Genomic DNA, 16,268 nt, shown 5'->3' with positions numbered 1-16,268 from the left:
CCCGAGGACCCAAGATCGCCGAGACCATCAGGACGCTCGATTGGGACATCCTGTTTCTTGGCCATTCGCTTCGTAATCCACCATCCTCAGAAAATGGCTTTGTCACTTACACCGGAGGATTCTACTGGGCTCACTGTTACGCTGTGAGAGCTAGAGTTATTCCCAACCTTGCGAGATATCTTGAATTAGTGATAGAGCGGCCAGCAGGACATCCGCTGGGTGGCAAGATGTACATAGACGGATCATTCACACTGTTCCGACAGCAGAATCCAGACGTCAAATGCTTGATCTCGTCCCCGCGGCTGTCTATTCAGCGGGGGTCCGAAAGCTCGCTCGGGAAGCCTACCGGCTATGGGCGCTTGCCATTCATTTCGACCGTAAGACTAGTGCGCGACGAGCTGTGGCGTCATGGGTTAATAAGCGGTGGGCCTCCTGAAGGGCTTATCGCCGATGTCTCGTCTCGTAACGCGGCCCCCATTTAGGACGTTCGCAGAACTCGAAATGCGCGGGCGCCTCGCCGTCCTCAAACCCAAGCCCTTTGACAGGAATGATCTGCTGTCATCGATCAAACGTTTTTCGAGAGATTACCGCTGATCGCATTGGATGAATGGCTTCCAGGTGAAACAGATAATCGATTACTTCGATCACGCCTTCCTGATCAATCTTCCTGAGCGAACTGATCGGAGAAGGAGAGCTGAGCACGAATTCAGGAAACTAGGCTTCGAGATTGAAGCCGCGATCCCGGGGCAAAGTCCGAGATGCAAGATCAGTCTATTTCCGGCAATAAAGTTCGATGATGCAGGATCGTTCCCCTCAGCAGGATATAGAGGATCAGTAGCCAGTCACCATCAAGTCCTCAAGCTTGCGCGAGAAAGGCACTTAAAGAACGTGCTGATCTTTGAGGACGACATTCACTTCAACCCTGTCGAGCCCTCGATTGTACAAAGAATTGTCGATCAGGTCCCAACCGAATGGGACATCATTTATTTTGGGTATTTGACCCCGACACGGCCTTCTTCCTCAGAAGCGGGATTGCTCCGCCATTCAGCAGGAACAATCGGGGGACATTTCTATGCGGTCAATGGTTCATTTTTTGATGTGATGATAACTTACATGAAGGACAGCCAATCGAGACCGGCTGGCCATCCGGACGGCGGATCAATGGGCCGTGATGGTACCTACAGCCACCTGCTCTTGGTGCGACCGCAAACGCGTGTCTTTATCGCGTCTCCCAATTTGGCAAAACAACATGGCACAAAGAGTGACATCTCTCCTAGGCTTTTGGATAAGACATTTCTGGCGCCGCTCGTGGAGTTTTTTCGGGTCACCAGAAATAGGTTTTTGGATTGAAAAAGCTCTACACTAACCGAGCATGCTGGTATCGGAGTTGCTCGTTCGACATCGTCGCAATCTCTTAGGAAACAACGTTGGTCGAGGAAAATCTAACACCTGTTGCGGCGTTGGCGCTTCTGCTCTGGCCGATCGCGAGCCTTTGCATGTTCGCATTTTGCAAATCGCGATCGGAGGCCTTGATTTTAACTTTTCTGATCGCCCAGATGTTTCTTCCCAGCAACACGGGCCTCAAAATCCCGATGGTTCCACAGATCGATAAAGACAGCTTGGCAAGTTTCTCCGCTCTTGCAGGCTGCCTCTTTTTCGCTCGGGCGGGCGAGCCGCCAAAGCGATTGAAACGATTTGGCTTGGTCGAGATATTGATCTTATCAATCCTTGTATCGAAGGTCATAACGAGCGAATTGAACGGCGACAATCTCATGATTGGCGGACGTTTTCTGCCAGGCGTCGGTCTCTACGATGCAATTTCGGCAGTTGCGTCAGCGCTGATAACCCTTATTCCGTTCATGCTTGGGCGGCGCTTCCTTCGAACGCCAGGAGATTGCGATACCATTTTGAAGATTCTGGCGATAGCCTTTGTCTGCTATTCGGTTCTATTGCTGTTCGAGGTTAGATTTAGCCCGCAACTCCATAACTGGATCTATGGCTATTATCCAACCGAATTCGTTCAGGCGATGCGCGAAGGCGGATTTCGGCCTATGGCCTTTATGGGGCACGGATTGCTGGCCGCGCTCATTTTGATGACTAGCGTGTTAGGATCGATCGCGCTTTGGCGGAATGGCGTCAAGCTCGGACCGCTGCCACCGGGATTTACGGCACCTTATCTCGGCTTGGTACTCCTACTCTGCAAGAGCATGGGCGCCCTACTTTACGGCTTGGCCGGCGGTCTTCTGGTCTTTTTTGCGAAACCTGGAGCGCTTTTCCGAGTAGCTACCCTGTTGGTCACGATCTCGTTGGCATATCCGATATTGCGCTCGCTCGATCTGGTTCCTACCACAACCATACTTGGTGTGGCACAATCGATAGACAAGGATAGAGCTCAATCACTGGAGTTTCGTTTGAGGAACGAAGATAGCTTGCTTGCACGCGCATTTGAGCGGCCTTGGTTTGGCTGGGGAAGATATGGACGAAGTCGGGTTTACGATGAAACAACTGGTAAGGACCTCAGCGTTACCGACGGGCGGTGGATTATTGATATTGGCCAGTTTGGCTTATTCGGATTTCTCTCGGAATTTGGGCTCTTGGCAATTTGCGTGTATCGAGCAGCGTCGGCCTCCCGATTGAGCCGATCTCTGAAGGAGCAGCGCACGCTTGGCACACTTGCGCTGATCGTAGCGATTAATATTTTTGACTTGCTTCCCAATTCTGGGCTCATCCCTTGGACGTGGTTGCTCAGCGGCGCGTTACTGGGTCAGGCCGAAGCTCTTGCTCTCGCTAAGCGATCTATCAAATTGGGGACTGCTCAAGGGCATCGCTTGGACGGATCATCCGGCACAAGCACTTTCTCGAGTCCCACCAAATTAACCACAACAAGATGAAACTGACTGACCTTCAGTCTCGCGTTAGCGACAGGTCGGGGCTGAACGGTGCTTAATGATAATTGGACCGAGCTCTGGCGATCAGCGCTGCAAGTAGGCTATCACCGGACGCAGTGCGCCACGACAAACCAGCCAAAAAGTGATTGGACAATGACCCTTCGTCAAAGGGCTCTTCGAGCTGGAGCGTGGACCGTTGCATCATATGGCGTCGAGTTGTCGACGCGACTGCTCACAAATCTGATTATGACGCGCCTCCTGTTTCCCGATGCCTTTGGGGTCGTGGCAGCAGCCACGGCGCTTATCGTTGGCCTTTTGCTATTGAGCGATTTTGGGGTCAAAGCAGCCATAATACAAAACCCCCATGGAGAAGATCGTGAATTCTTATGCTCGGCATGGGTGTTCCAACTTTTCCGAGGCGCCTCCCTCTGGCTAATCATAGCCATCGTGTGTCTGGCACTTAGCTTCCCCCTTGTTCAATCGGCGCTTCCGTCAGAAAGCGTATTTGCATCTGACTCTTTTCCTCCAGTTGCATGCATTCTAGGCCTCAATCTTGTTTTGAGCGGTTGCGAGTCGACCGCGATTTCGCTCAACGTAAGACAACTGAACTTTCGGCCAATCGTCATACTGGACCTGACATCCCGCATAATTCCAGTCCCGATAATGATCGTTTGGGCCTATTTTTCTCCCACCGTTTGGGCGATCGTTGGAGGATCGGTGGCAGGCAGCATTCTCCGCGCTGCTTTGTCTCACGCAATTATTCCCGGTCCACGCATGGCCTTCGCTTGGCGGCAAGAACACTTCAAGGAGATTGTCGCGTTCGGGAAATGGATCAATCTTTCATCCTGGGCAACATTCGTTAGCTCACAAAGTGATGTCCTCTTCTTAGGCCTGCTGGTACCGGGGCCAATGCTTGGGATTTACTATGTGGCGAAGACGCTAAGCGACGCGCTTGAGAACGTCCTTGAACGATTGAACGCTACAATGACACTGCCGGTACTCGGAGAAGTGATCAGAAGAAACCCTGACCACCTTCAGGACCGATACTATCGATTTAGATTGCCTATCGAAATTGCCGCAGCCGGCTCCGCGGGCTTTATCTTTTCCTCAGGCAACGCGATAGTTCACTTCCTCTACGATCAACGCTACGCCGAGGCTGGCGTTATTCTTCAAATCCTTAGCTTTGGACTGTTGCTCTATCCGTTTCAGTTAATTCGAAGCGCTTTTACAGCAATTGCGAGGCCAAGCGTCGTAGCGTGGGTTTCAGTTTTGCAAGCAACTTGCCTACTAGCCCTATTGAGCCTCGGATATTACTTCCACGGGCCACTTGGGGCGGTTGCGGGAGTTGCAGGGGCCCGCCTTTTCCCTTCGATCGCAATAATTGCTCTCGCATACAGGCAAGGCTGGATAAGCTTATGGAAGGAGCTACGCTGGATACCCGCCTATGCATTCGGTTTCTTCGTTGGCATAGCTGCAACCTATCTTGTCGGATCATATACGATTTTGGACATACGCCATTTCTTCGGTTAAATGACACGAAAATGAAGATCGCTATTTATGTACCTGCTTGGCCGCCAGGCTCCTCGGCAAACGGCATTGTGACTTATGCTGGCCAGATCATACCTGCCTTACGGAAACTTGGACACGAAGTTTATGTTCTGACTCCAAACTTGGCTCAAGGTCCAGACGATCGTTACGCAATTAGGCTGGGCGAACTGAAAGGACTTCGATCATTTTGGCACCGATTGAAGTCTCGCGTTTCTGCACGAAGCTCCTTCAAGTCCTCTGCCAACTCGATATTGTCTGAAATAGTCAGGCTGAAGAAGCAGCATAGAATTGACGTTCTCGAAATCGAGGAGTCGTTCGGATGGAGTGACACAATCAGTGCGGCGAGAGTCGTTCCTGTTGTCGTTAGACTGCACGGGCCTTGGTTTCTAACGGGCCAATTCGACGATCTTACCGGTTTGGGTCACCAATCGAGGATCGAACGAGAGGGGGCAGGCATTAGAAATGCTACCTTTGTTACCTCACCTTCGATAGATGCACTCAGAGCAGTTAGATCTTACTACAACTCCCCCTTAGAATCCGCACGCGTCATTCCGAACCCAATAACCACAGCCGACACGGAAGACCTCTGGCGTCTGGATGCATGCGAAACAAATCGTATCCTCTATGTCGGTAGGTTTGATCGACTGAAGGGAAGCGACTTGGTTCTAAGAGCATTCACTAGCTTAGCGGAGACTTACCCCAATTTACGTCTGACATTTGTGGGACCCGACAACGGTGTCATGGAGAATGGAATCTGCCTTTCCTTCGGCGAGTTCGTTCGCGAGAATTTACCTCACTTGGAATCACGAATCGACTTCCTGGGACAACAGAGTCAAGGAGAAGTTCGTCGACTCAGAACAAGGCACTTCCTGACGATCGTCGCTTCCAGATATGAAGTGTTTTCATATGCGGTCGCAGAAGCGATGTCTCAGGGGTGTCCGGTTGTCGCACCTAACGTGGGAGGAATTCCTGAGCTTATTTCGAACGGAGAAACGGGCCTGCTATTTGCGAACCAAGAAGTGAGCGACCTCATTCGTTCTTGTCGACGGCTTCTGGACAATCCCGACTTAGCCGCCAGGTTGGGAGCGCGAGCAAGGAATGCGTGCGCAACTTCATTTGCCGCAGCGTCCATCGCGGCCGACGCCGTCTCCTGTTATCGAACCGCAGTAACCATTCATCGCGCCCGCCACCTGACCTAAGGCGCACTCCAATCAGCGAACGAGGACTTCATGATACTTTCGCGCACGCGGCTTCTGTGGAAGCTCAAGCTCAAAGAATATCTATTTGACATCGGTGGCATGGGTCAGATCGTTGAACTAAGACGACGCCATCAACTTGAAGATTCAATGGGCTTCCGTGGACAATGGGAAAGCCATCGGGACTTTCAGATCGAATTGCTAAAGTCTCAAGGATTGCTGCCTTCACATAGGCTCCTCGAAATCGGTTGTGGACCAATGACCGGCGGACTCCCCATCATCGAATACCTTGATTCCGGAAGCTACGTGGGTGTCGATGTCAGAAATTCTGTTCTGGATCTCGCATGGCAAGAGATAGGGCAAGTTGGCTTGAGCCGAAAGAATCCGCGCCTGATATGCTCCCACGACTTTGCTTCCCCAGAGTTGTCGGGCGACGTTTTCGATTTTGTTTTCAGCTTCAGCGTTTTATTTCACCTGAGCGACGAATTGCTGCACCGATATCTAGCCGCTGTTTCAAAAAGGCTACGGTCCGAAGGGAAATGCATCGCGAACGTAAATACGAACGTTTCGGATGATGTCTGGCTTGAATTCCCATTCCTAAAGCGAACGGTTGACACTTACAGACAGGCGGCCGCCGAGCACGGACTAAGCACCGTTGAGCTAGGGAAGATCAGTGAACTGGGCTTTGGGGGGCAAGGCTCCGAGAAGGACAATTCCCTATTGGTGTTCACTGTTCACAAAGGCTGAACACCTAGTTTGTACTTCGATTCCTGACTCCTTGTTGCTGCCATACAGAGGAGGCATCGCCCCATTCCGCATTTCCGAAGCCATAGGCGGTTGGGAAATTGTGTCCCCATCGGAGGCCGCTTTGAATGTATTCGGCAGGCATTGCGGCCCCTGCACCGAACTGATTCATAAACTTAATCATTGCGTCTGCCCAGGACTGGCTCCGCTTAACAGCTCGCAAGAACATTTGCTGAGGAGTGAAGGCTACGAACTGTGCAACGGCCAAATTAGCCGTGGTATTATTGGAGAGCATGATCGACGTACCGGACGCCGATAAAACGGTTGTTCCCGCGGCGATACCATAGCCCACAACAAAATGTCCCGGCGCCAACGCCGCTACATAGGACGTATTCACTCCGGCTATCATGTTGGTCTTTCCGTCGATCGTTCCCTGGGCATAGGGAAGGGTCGCCGTGACTTGACCGCCTGCGCTGATAGCCTGAACGTTACGATCCCATCCGCCCTCGTACATAATGACTGACTTGCCGTAGGATTTCATTTTGGAGATGTAGACCGGCAGCAGAACCGTGCCGTAGCGATCCAATGTCTCGTTTCCACCCAAGGCTGGATCAACTATTCCCTTCACGTATGCGGCGCATATCAATTCCTGGGCTGCAGCATTACCGGCGCTCTTGGCCCAACTGATTGCATAGGCGTCAAGATTTGCGGTATCGAACGAAGTATTCGGCAAGAAATATCCGGCGAACGAAAAGAAATCATGGTGCGCCATCGGTGCGATAGTCGGTCCCCACACGTTCAATGGATCATTGAGATAGAACTTGGTTCCATCGATGCGCGCCAAGTTCAATCCTGAGATTCCAAGCGTGCCTTGTCCCGACAGAACAAATTTGAGACGCGGATTATTGAAAGCAGATTTCTTGATATCCTCTACGTTTACGACGGAGCGAAGCGAGACCATGCTGGCATAGTCTGAAGGGCCCGCAGTTGGCCAGCGGAGCGAACCGCGATATGCGCAGTAATACGTCTGCGCGAAAGCGGAGCCGCCCGAGTTCCATGTCTCGTTACTAAACTCGACAAACAGCTGCAATCCAGAAGACAGTCCCTTGAAGCCATTGGCGCCGTTAAGAATGACGTTCACCGCCTGGATACCCCAGCTCGATTCCAATCCATAATCCGGATCCATCGAACAAAGACCAAGGTGTGGGATGTTCATCCACATATGAACTGGCCGCGCCGGTCGCATCGCGTTGACCTCGTTCACCAGCGCCGTGCAAATCTCCAGCGGTACACCGCCATCATGTCCGTTGTTTGCGCCCAGATCATTGAACATCCACACGCCGTAGACATAATTGCCTGCGCCATCCGTCTGGGCCGCGATAGTCTTGTCAAAGACCAACGTCTTGTAATCTCCGCTCGCTATGTACCCGTTTCCGTAATACGAGGCAGGTGTGGTCGGAATCGGGAATGTGACTGGATACGCCCCTCTTCCTCCCACATTTAGGCTGATGAATTGATTTGCCTGCGCAGCGCCCGAGAACGATCCGAACGTAGTTGTGTCGATTCCGATCGAATAATTGTCCTGATCGATAACCGTGATTGTGCAGGGAAGAAGATGCAACTTTGGCATCACGCCGCTGGCGAACCTGTGTGAAATAATATCGCCTGTCGCAAAGCCATGGGCTTTCGCGGTGACGCGACCAGGATTGGAGTTGGTCACCGCCGTTATCGCTTTGGAGCCGGCACGCACCATCCCCGAACCTATGCGGCAGGTGACAACTTCCCCTTGCAATGGCGTGGCCGGCGTCCCTGTTACGGACGCGAGAGAATACTGGTTCACTCCCGTTGTCTGGCCATACGGCGGAGATGCCACCCAATTTGAATTACCACCCCCTCCTGACGAACCTCCCCAAGCCGCATACATGGGCAGCGTGCGGCTGGTATCAAATCGCGCCTGCTTCGCATTATTTCCGCCGACCCAATCCATAAATCGAATTGCACTTGGGCATAGATCGACCAACGACTGCTTGTAAGGCGTGCGGAAGATTTTTCCAGCTTGCAGATCAGCCTCGTCGGTCAATCGATAGAATTGCACGTTGCGCAACCGCGCACCTGTCCCATCTGTGGCGTAGACGATGAGCGAGAAGAGTTGCGCCGGTCCACTAAAGCTCAGGACGATGTAGGTATCGGAGCCAGAAGTCGTCCTCCACCTGTCGGACGAAACCTGAGTGGCATTGATGCTCTTGCTCGCCTGATAGGCCCAGGAACCAGCCTGCAGCGAGAGCCTAACCTCGCCGTTACCTTTCCATCGCAGCACGTAGTACTGGCCGCTTCCAACTTCTCCATATTGAAACGAAGCGGGTATGCGTACTCCTCCACCAAAGGGCTTATTATCCGAAGCCTTTATGCTGATGACTGGATAGCCGTCGTTACCAATCGATTGCATCCATGTGGACCCAGTGCTCCACGAATTTCCGACCGGACCAAACTGCTCCGCAATCAAGAAATGATCGATAAAGCGATACTCACTTCCCCCGCCCGCAGCAAAGCCGATGTTGATGACCGAGCGCAATGAAGGTGTACCGCTACTGATGCTAGGCGCCGCCAGGGGCACTGGCCCCGCAAGCGCAGCGGCCGGCAGCATCGACGTCAGGGAAGCTGCGCTCACGCCTTGCAGAAAGGTTCTACGGTTCATGTTAGACGTCATAATCAGGTCCAATCATCGTTAAGGGAAAAATTTGGAGACGATTGATCACGCGACCGATCTGATTTTACTGAAGGCCCCGTCATCCACGCTAGTCTATTACTTCTCGGAAAACATTTAATTCGGCCCGTTAACCGCCCCGGAACGCCGCCGCGCCCGCATTCGCGGACTTGTCAGCGGGTTTGGCCTTGCCGGTCGGCCCCAGCGAATAGACCTCGTACTGGCTGTCGATGATGGCGTATTGATACGGCCGGCCCCACGGATCAAGCAGGTTCTTCGCCTTCTTCAGATATGGGCCGTTCCAGCGCGGCGCCTCGGGGGGCGCCTCGACCAGGGCTTTCAGGCCAGCGCTGGCGCTCGGATAGGCGCCGTTTTCCATATAATAGAGCTCGAGCGCGGTCCCGATATTCTCGATCTGGAGCTGCACCGATTGGGTCTTGGCTTTGCCGAAATAGCCCATCAGCTGCGGCGTCGCGATGGCCGTCAGAACCGCCAGAATACCCATCACGACCAGCAATTCGAGCAGCGTATAGCCCGCATTTTTACGGTCTCGGGACCGCAGCGTTCCGGTCCACAACAGCTTTCCGAAACGGTGTCTCGTCCGGTCCAGTATCTTGGCCAACATCCTGATCGCCCCTGAATTCATCTTCGTGAATTTCCGCGAGCAATACTGTTGTCCACCGGTGTCCAAAGGGTTTACGAATGGAACCTGCTCGAAAGACGGTCAACGTCAAGTAACGGTTATCGGGAAAGCTAAGTATATTTGCCGAAGGGCTTATTCAGGGCTGCCGCTGTCTGGTAAATACCAACTTAAACCGCCGCTGTCCGGACCGATCATTTAATCCGGAATTTTTCGAGGCTCGAAACATTTGGATCACCGCATTCGGCACCCGCTCCGCCGGCTCCATGGACGAGATTGAGCGTGGCCTCGATTTCCGAGCCCTTCATCCGCCGGCCGGTCGGCACCACGCTGCTGGCGATTGGGCTCTTTCTGGTCGGCATGGTCGCCTATGCCTTCCTGCCGGTCTCGGCGGTGCCCAATGTCGACTTCCCGATGATCCGGGTGTTCGCCAACCGCCCCGGCGCGGATCCCGCCGTGATGGCGGCGACGGTCGCAGCACCTTTGGAGCGCCGGCTCGGCCAGATCGCGGGCATCGAGCAGATCACCTCGACCAGTTCGCTCGGCACCACCAGCATCCAGTTGCAATTCTCGATCGGGCGCAACATCGATCGCGCCGCGCGCGACGTGCAAGCCGCGATCAACGCCTCGCTGGCGGACCTGCCGAGCGACCTGCCGTCGCTGCCGCGCTTCCGCAAGACCAATCCCGCGGCGACGCCGATGTTCGTGCTGGCGCTGACGTCGAAGACGCTGACGACCAGTGCGATGTACGACGCCGCCGACACTGTGATCGCGCAGCGCATCTCGCAGGTGCCGGGTGTCGGCGAAGTTTCCGTGAGCGGCGCCGACCAGCCGGCGGTGCGGATCGCGCTCAACCCGGTGGCGCTGTCGAATGCGGGGATCGCGACCGATGACGTGCGGCTCGCCATCATTAACGCCAATCCGCTGGGGCCGGTCGGGATTTTCGACGGCGGCCGCCAGAGCGAGGCAATTTCGACCAACAGGCAAATGCGCACCGCGGCCGAATTCCGCGACATCATCATCAAGAGTTCGGCCGGCAATTTCGTCCGCCTGGCCGACATCGCCGATGTCGAGGATTCCGTCCGCAACCACCGCTCGATCGCCTGGTTCAACAAGCAGCCGGCGGTCCTGATCCAGATCACCAAGCAGGGCGACGCCAACGTGATCGAGACCGTCGATCGCGTAAAAGCCTTGCTGCCGGAGCTCAAACGATGGCTGCCCGCCGGCCTTGAGAATTCAACGCTGGTGGACCGCACGGGCACCATCCGCGCCAGCGTGCTCGACATGCAGTACACGCTGCTGGCGACCGCCTTCCTGGTCATGATGGTGGTGTTCTTCTTCCTGCGGCGGCTGACGCCGACCATTGCCGCCGGCGTCTCGGTGCCGCTGGCGCTGGCCGGCACCTGCGCCGGGATGTGGCTCACCGGATTCTCGATCGACAATCTGTCGCTGATGGCGCTTGCGATCTCGGTCGGCTTCGTGGTCGACGACGCCATCGTCATGATCGAGAACATGCACCGCAACCTCGAACAGGGGATGGCGCCTTACCCGGCGGCACTGGAGGGCGCCAAGCAGATCGGCTTCACCGTGCTGTCGATCAGCCTGTCGCTGATCGCGGCGTTTACGCCACTGATCTTCATGGACGGCATCGTCGGCCGGCTGTTGCGCGAGTTCTCGCTGACGCTGACTTTCGCCATTGTGGTGTCGACCGTGGTCTCGCTCACGGTCACGCCGATGATCTGCGCGCACTACATCAAGCAAGTCACCTCCGATCGCGCGACATGGTTCGACCGCCTGGTCGAGGGCACGCTGTCGCGCATCGTCGCCTTCTACACCTGGACGCTGCGGGCAGTGCTGGGCTTCCCGTTCCTGACCCTGCTCGTGTTCTTTGCAACCATCGCGCTGACGGTGGTGCTCTATATCAAGATACCGAAGGGCTACTTTCCGATCGATGACAGCGGCCTCATCGTCGCTGCCTCGCAAAGTTCATCGGACACCTCGTTCCAGTCCATGACCAGATTTCAGCAACAGCTCGAGGAGGCAATCGAATCCGACGACGCCGTCGCCGGGGTCGGATCGATCCTTGGCAGCATGACGGCAAACCGGGGGCTCTTCTTCATCAGCCTCAAGCCGCCGCAGGAGAGAGCCGGACTGAGCACCCAACTCGTGATCGACCGGTTGCGCAAGAAGCTCGAAACAATGCCGGGCGTACGACTCTACATGTTTGCCGCCCAGGATGTTCGTGCCGGCGGACGTCAGAGCAACTCCGACTACCAATACACGGTTTCAAGCGTCGACGTCGACCTGCTCAAGAAGTGGGCCCCAATCGTCGCCAAGCGCATGGAAACGGTCGAGGGCATCACCGACATTTCCACCGACCGCGATGCCGCCGGGCTGCAGCTCACGCTGACGATCGACCGCAATGCCGCCGCCACGCTTGGCGTCCGCGTCAAGGACATCGACGACGCCTTGAACAACGCGTTCGCGCAGCGCCAAATCTCGATCGTCTATACCCAGCGCAACCAGTACATGGTGGTGCTGGAGATCGATCCGAAATTCCAGAGCGATCCTTCAAATCTGGAGCGCATCTACGTGGCGGGCGCCAACGATGCCCAGGTGCCGCTGTCCGCCGTCGTTCGCTATGACCGCGGTCTGGCATCGCTGGCGATCAATCACACCCAGTCGATCCCATCGGCCACGGTGTCCTTCAACGTCGTTCCGAATGTGCCGCTGGAGGTCGCGACCTCGAACATCCAGCGCGCGGTCGAGGAACTGCATATGCCGGAAGGCATCCGCGGCAGTTTTGATGGCAATGCCGGCGATTTCAACAAGACCAGCGGGCGGCAGCCGCTGCTGATCCTGGGCGCGCTGGTGGCGATGTATATCGTGCTCGGCGTGCTCTATGAAAGTCTCGCGCATCCGATCACGATCATCTCGACCCTGCCGTCGGCAGGGCTCGGCGCGCTGCTGGCGCTGCAGGTGACCAATACGCCGCTCACCGTGATCGCCTTTGTCGGCATCATCCTGTTGATCGGCATCGTCAAGAAGAACGGCATCATGATGGTGGATTTCGCGCTCGACGCCGAACGCACCCGCGGCCTGTCGTCGGCGGACGCGATCTTCGAGGCGTGCCGCGTCCGCTTCCGGCCGATCCTGATGACGACGATGGCGGCGCTGTTTGCCGGCATCCCGCTGGTCATTGCCACCGGCCCCGGCACAGAGCTGCGCCGGCCGCTCGGCATCACCATCATCGGCGGACTGTTCGTTTCGCAGATCCTGACGCTGTACACGACGCCGGTGATCTACCTCCTGATCGACCGGCTGCGCCGAAAACTGGGGTCCCGCGGCGCGCTTGCGCCGATATCGGCATCGTCTCCGTCGGCACTGCGATAGACCGACGCCCCGGTGCGGAGGGGTTGGCGATCTGCCAAGCCAGGCTCGGGCTTGGACTTTGCCGCCGCAGCCATAAAGTCCGCCTTTAACGTTTATCCCAATGCATTAAACAAGGCCCCAAAGGCGCCTTTTCTTTTCTGATCCACAAGACTAATGATCGCCAATTATTTTCACCCAACTGGTCTCATGCCGTGAAATTGCTCGTTGTTATCGTTAATTACCGCGTCACCCATCTTGCGATTGATTGCCTGCATTCAGTCGCAGAGGAGATCGCCAGCGTTCCCGGCATCCATGTCGTGATCTGCGAGAACGGGTCCGAAGATGGTTCCACCGAAGTCCTCCGGCGCGCGATCGACGACAATGGCTGGTCATCATGGTGCACGCTCAAGGCGCTCGACGTAAATCTCGGATTTACCGGCGGCAACAATGCGATCCTGCGGCCCGCGCTGGAATCGGCTGACAAGCCCGAATATTTTCTGCTGCTCAATTCCGATACGATCGTCCGGCCGAACGCATTCAAGGCGCTCGTCGACTTCATGGACAACAATCCGGAAGTCGGTATTGGCGGCAGCCGGCTCGAAGAGCCCGATGGCACGCCGCAACGGTCCGCGTTCCGCTTTCAATCGCCGCTGGGAGAGTTCGAGGGCAGCCTGAAACTTGGATTGGTCAGCAAGCTGCTGAGCCGATGGGTGGTGGCCCCGCCCGTGGTCGATCATGCCTTCGAGACAGATTGGGTTTCGGGCGCCAGCATGATCATCCGGCGTGAGACCATGGAAGCGACGGGATTGCTCGACGAAGGCTATTTCACCTATTTCGACGACATCGATTATTGCTTCAATGCCAAAAAGCGGGGATGGCCGAGCTGGTATGTTCCGGCAAGCCGAGTGGTCCACCTCGTCGGTCAATCGACCGGCGTGAACAGCAAGCCCAAGCGCTTGCCGCCCTATCTCCTGGACGCGCGCAGACGCCACTTCCTGAAAAATTACGGCCCGTTCTACGCCGCCATGGTCGACATTTCCAGAATCGCGGGCCTGTCGCTCTGGCGATTGCGGGTCCTTCTTACCGGACGGGAAGACACCACGCCTCCGCAGCACCTTACCGATTCAATCCGGCACAGCGTATTTTTCAAAGGCTTCAAGGTAGCCGACGTCAAGAATCCGGCCTTGACCTCCTGATTTCCAAACCCGACCCACGAGAGACGCGTATCTCGCCGGAGACGAGCCTGGCGGAGACCTATGCAAATCTCCTGGACCCGGTCCGGCGCCTGCCGGGCGAACTCTCCTATCCGCTCGGCAGCACGCCCGATCGCGTCGATCTCTTTTACGCCGAGCTGCCTGCCGACGCTTCCGACGAAGACATACTGCGAACGTCGGCTCAGTTTGCACCGATTTCAAGGGCCAATTTCATTGCACGTTACGCAGCTCGCTGCGGCGCATCGAGCGAACTGCTCCTTGCCTTGACGGGCGCGCACAATTCCATCGATGTCATGGAAATCTATCAGGCCCTGCAGGCGCTTCGGCAACGAGCCGGTTGGCCTCCCCCATCGCTAGCGAGCGTAAGGGACGGCTTGAACGATCTGCTTAATGCCCACTGCGTGGCCGTGATTGGGGCCTACGATCCGGTTGAAAGCGCCGCAGGGCCACTGCTGGAATCCAGCCGTCAGATCCTCGCAACGTGTGACCGGCCGCTCATCCAAACGCATTCTCTCCTGCTGGCGGCCTATCGGCGCGCCGTTGGAGAGATGCGCTCCAGAGCTGATCGGCAGGTCGACCATGCCTGCCAATCGCTGGAACAACGACCGGACGATCCATCCTCGATTGACGGATTAGCCGACGCGCTGCGTCGCTGGACCTTCCTCTGCGAGCCCCTGCTAGTGCTGGATGCGCAGGAGGGGCTCCGCGACCCGCAGATGAACGTCGCCCCTGATCGCATATTTGGCCTGCTCGGCCATCTGAGCAACCCGCACCATTACCTCAGGGCGCAGCAGATCCTGGATCACGCGCTCGACGCTTTCCGATCAATTCCGGATACCGCGGCGCGGCTCGCCGAGGTCGGAGAAGTACTGCGCGACATACAGCGCGCCACTTCGAAAGGCATCGAACCAGACCGGGATCTCACGGTGCCCGAAGGAAGCAGCGGTTTTCGTCACATCAAGAAAGCCATGCTCGCGGCTGCGGCGCTGCTGGCCATGCTTGGACTTCTGGGGGCGTATTGGACTTTCGACCTTGGAGCGGCGTCCTCCGTCGCCTCGACACCTGATTCGCCTCAGCCGAAAACGGGGCCGGAGCTGTTTCCCCCGGTCGGCAAAGGCCAACGCTTTCCGCGAGAATATGTTCGTTACTGTCATTTTCAGGAAGAACGACTACGCGTGGTCAAGCAACAGGTCCGGGGGCCCGAAGATATCCGCGCCTATAACGCACTTGCAAATGACTACAATTCACGCTGCTCCGATTTCTTCTATCAGGACGAAGATCTCCGGCTTGTGAAGGAAGAAGTCATCGCGAAGCGAAAGCTTCTCGAAGCCGACGCAGAGCGCATCCTTTCGACCTGGCCATGGCACAAGAGTGCCGGCGGGGCACCGGCGGCATCGTCCAGGTAGGCCCGGCTTCGGAACGTGCTGCGTATTGGGGTTGATCGTTCAGCATCCGTTCAGCGATCGTACGGCCTTCTGCGGGAGGGTGGCGATGGTTCGAGCATCCGGGATCGGCGGTGCATCACCCAAGCGTCAGAGCGAAGTTCCCGATTTAACGTTTTGCGCGGGTATCAAGCTTAACGCGCGAGTTGCGTTGCGAACGGCGCGCGGGAAACTATGGTTGTTTTTAAGTTGCCGTATTCGGCCAAATTGATTGTATGAACGGCGGAGTATTTCGTGAAGCGACAGCGTTTGAACAAACCAAAAAATATCCGGGAATTGCCAGCCGAGAAGTCACTGAGCCACCGTTACGCAGAAGTAGTGAGGTTGCGCCAGGCCGTCGTCCGGACCCAGGCCGCGCTACGGGCGCCGGCCGCTGTCAGCCGTGTCTCGAAGTAACATCATGCGTTCAAGCGTTACCAGATTCGCCTACCTGTTTGCCATCGGCGCAGCCATGATCGGCTGGTCGTGGTTGCTTCTGCATAGCCTCGCCTGGGCGTTTGACTTCTAGTTTAAGCGCGCG

At 56.1% G+C, this 16,268-nt stretch carries 10 protein-coding genes; 8 read left to right on the top strand and 2 right to left on the bottom strand.

Features of this window, described 5'->3' with window-relative positions; all coding sequences use genetic code 11:
• The first annotated feature begins 618 nt into the window (after window positions 1-618).
• The 5 genes from V1293_RS33340 (at window position 619) to V1293_RS33325 (ending at window position 6,379) form a co-directional block, all read left to right on the top strand.
• Window positions 619-1,350 (top strand): glycosyltransferase family 25 protein, encoded by a 732-nt coding sequence (locus tag V1293_RS33340; RefSeq protein ID WP_334515705.1) that lies wholly within the window; start codon window positions 619-621, stop codon window positions 1,348-1,350.
• Window positions 1,351-1,427: 77 nt separating this feature from the next.
• A complete protein-coding gene (locus tag V1293_RS33335) occupies window positions 1,428-2,891 on the top strand; it encodes a hypothetical protein (RefSeq protein WP_334515704.1) in 1,464 nt (487 codons plus the stop codon).
• 150 nt (window positions 2,892-3,041) lie between these two features.
• On the top strand, window positions 3,042-4,418 hold the full coding sequence (locus V1293_RS33330) for an oligosaccharide flippase family protein (protein ID WP_334515703.1): 1,377 nt from the start codon (window positions 3,042-3,044) through the stop codon (window positions 4,416-4,418).
• Entirely contained in the window at window positions 4,304-5,635 is a 1,332-nt protein-coding gene (locus V1293_RS36285; RefSeq protein WP_442894315.1) for a glycosyltransferase family 4 protein, read from the top strand. Before V1293_RS33330 ends, V1293_RS36285 begins: the two co-directional genes overlap by 115 nt.
• 30 nt (window positions 5,636-5,665) lie before the next feature.
• Window positions 5,666-6,379 carry a class I SAM-dependent methyltransferase gene (locus V1293_RS33325; protein WP_334515700.1) on the top strand — a complete coding sequence of 238 codons (714 nt, stop codon included), beginning with the start codon at window positions 5,666-5,668 and terminating at the stop codon, window positions 6,377-6,379.
• Window positions 6,380-6,383: 4 nt separating this feature from the next.
• Here the strand turns inward: V1293_RS33325 and V1293_RS33320 are convergent, their stop codons facing one another.
• Window positions 6,384-9,071, bottom strand: a complete 2,688-nt coding sequence (locus V1293_RS33320; RefSeq protein WP_334515698.1) for a hypothetical protein — start codon at window positions 9,069-9,071, stop codon at window positions 6,384-6,386.
• Between the two features lie 139 nt (window positions 9,072-9,210).
• The gene (gspG, locus tag V1293_RS33315) at window positions 9,211-9,705 is read right to left on the bottom strand and encodes a type II secretion system major pseudopilin GspG (protein ID WP_334515696.1); all 495 of its coding nucleotides are present in this window, start codon (window positions 9,703-9,705) and stop codon (window positions 9,211-9,213) included.
• A gap of 297 nt (window positions 9,706-10,002) precedes the next feature.
• On the opposite strand from gspG, the gene V1293_RS33310 reads away from it, so the two are divergent.
• From V1293_RS33310 to V1293_RS33300, 3 genes are all read left to right on the top strand, one after another.
• Window positions 10,003-13,113, top strand: coding sequence for an efflux RND transporter permease subunit (locus V1293_RS33310; protein ID WP_334515694.1), 3,111 nt, complete (start codon window positions 10,003-10,005; stop codon window positions 13,111-13,113).
• 191 nt (window positions 13,114-13,304) lie between these two features.
• Window positions 13,305-14,288, top strand: a complete 984-nt coding sequence (locus V1293_RS33305) for a glycosyltransferase family 2 protein (RefSeq protein WP_334515692.1) — start codon at window positions 13,305-13,307, stop codon at window positions 14,286-14,288.
• A 392-nt stretch (window positions 14,289-14,680) separates the two neighbouring features.
• Window positions 14,681-15,712: a hypothetical protein gene (locus V1293_RS33300; RefSeq protein WP_334515690.1), complete on the top strand. Its 1,032-nt coding sequence runs from the start codon at window positions 14,681-14,683 to the stop codon at window positions 15,710-15,712.
• Window positions 15,713-16,268 lie beyond the last annotated feature (556 nt).

It is taken from the genome of Bradyrhizobium sp. AZCC 1693 (genome assembly GCF_036924745.1).
Taxonomy (GTDB): domain Bacteria; phylum Pseudomonadota; class Alphaproteobacteria; order Rhizobiales; family Xanthobacteraceae; genus Bradyrhizobium.
The sequence above is the reverse complement of the archived record's forward strand: the minus strand, read 5'-3'. Positions and strand labels throughout refer to the sequence as shown.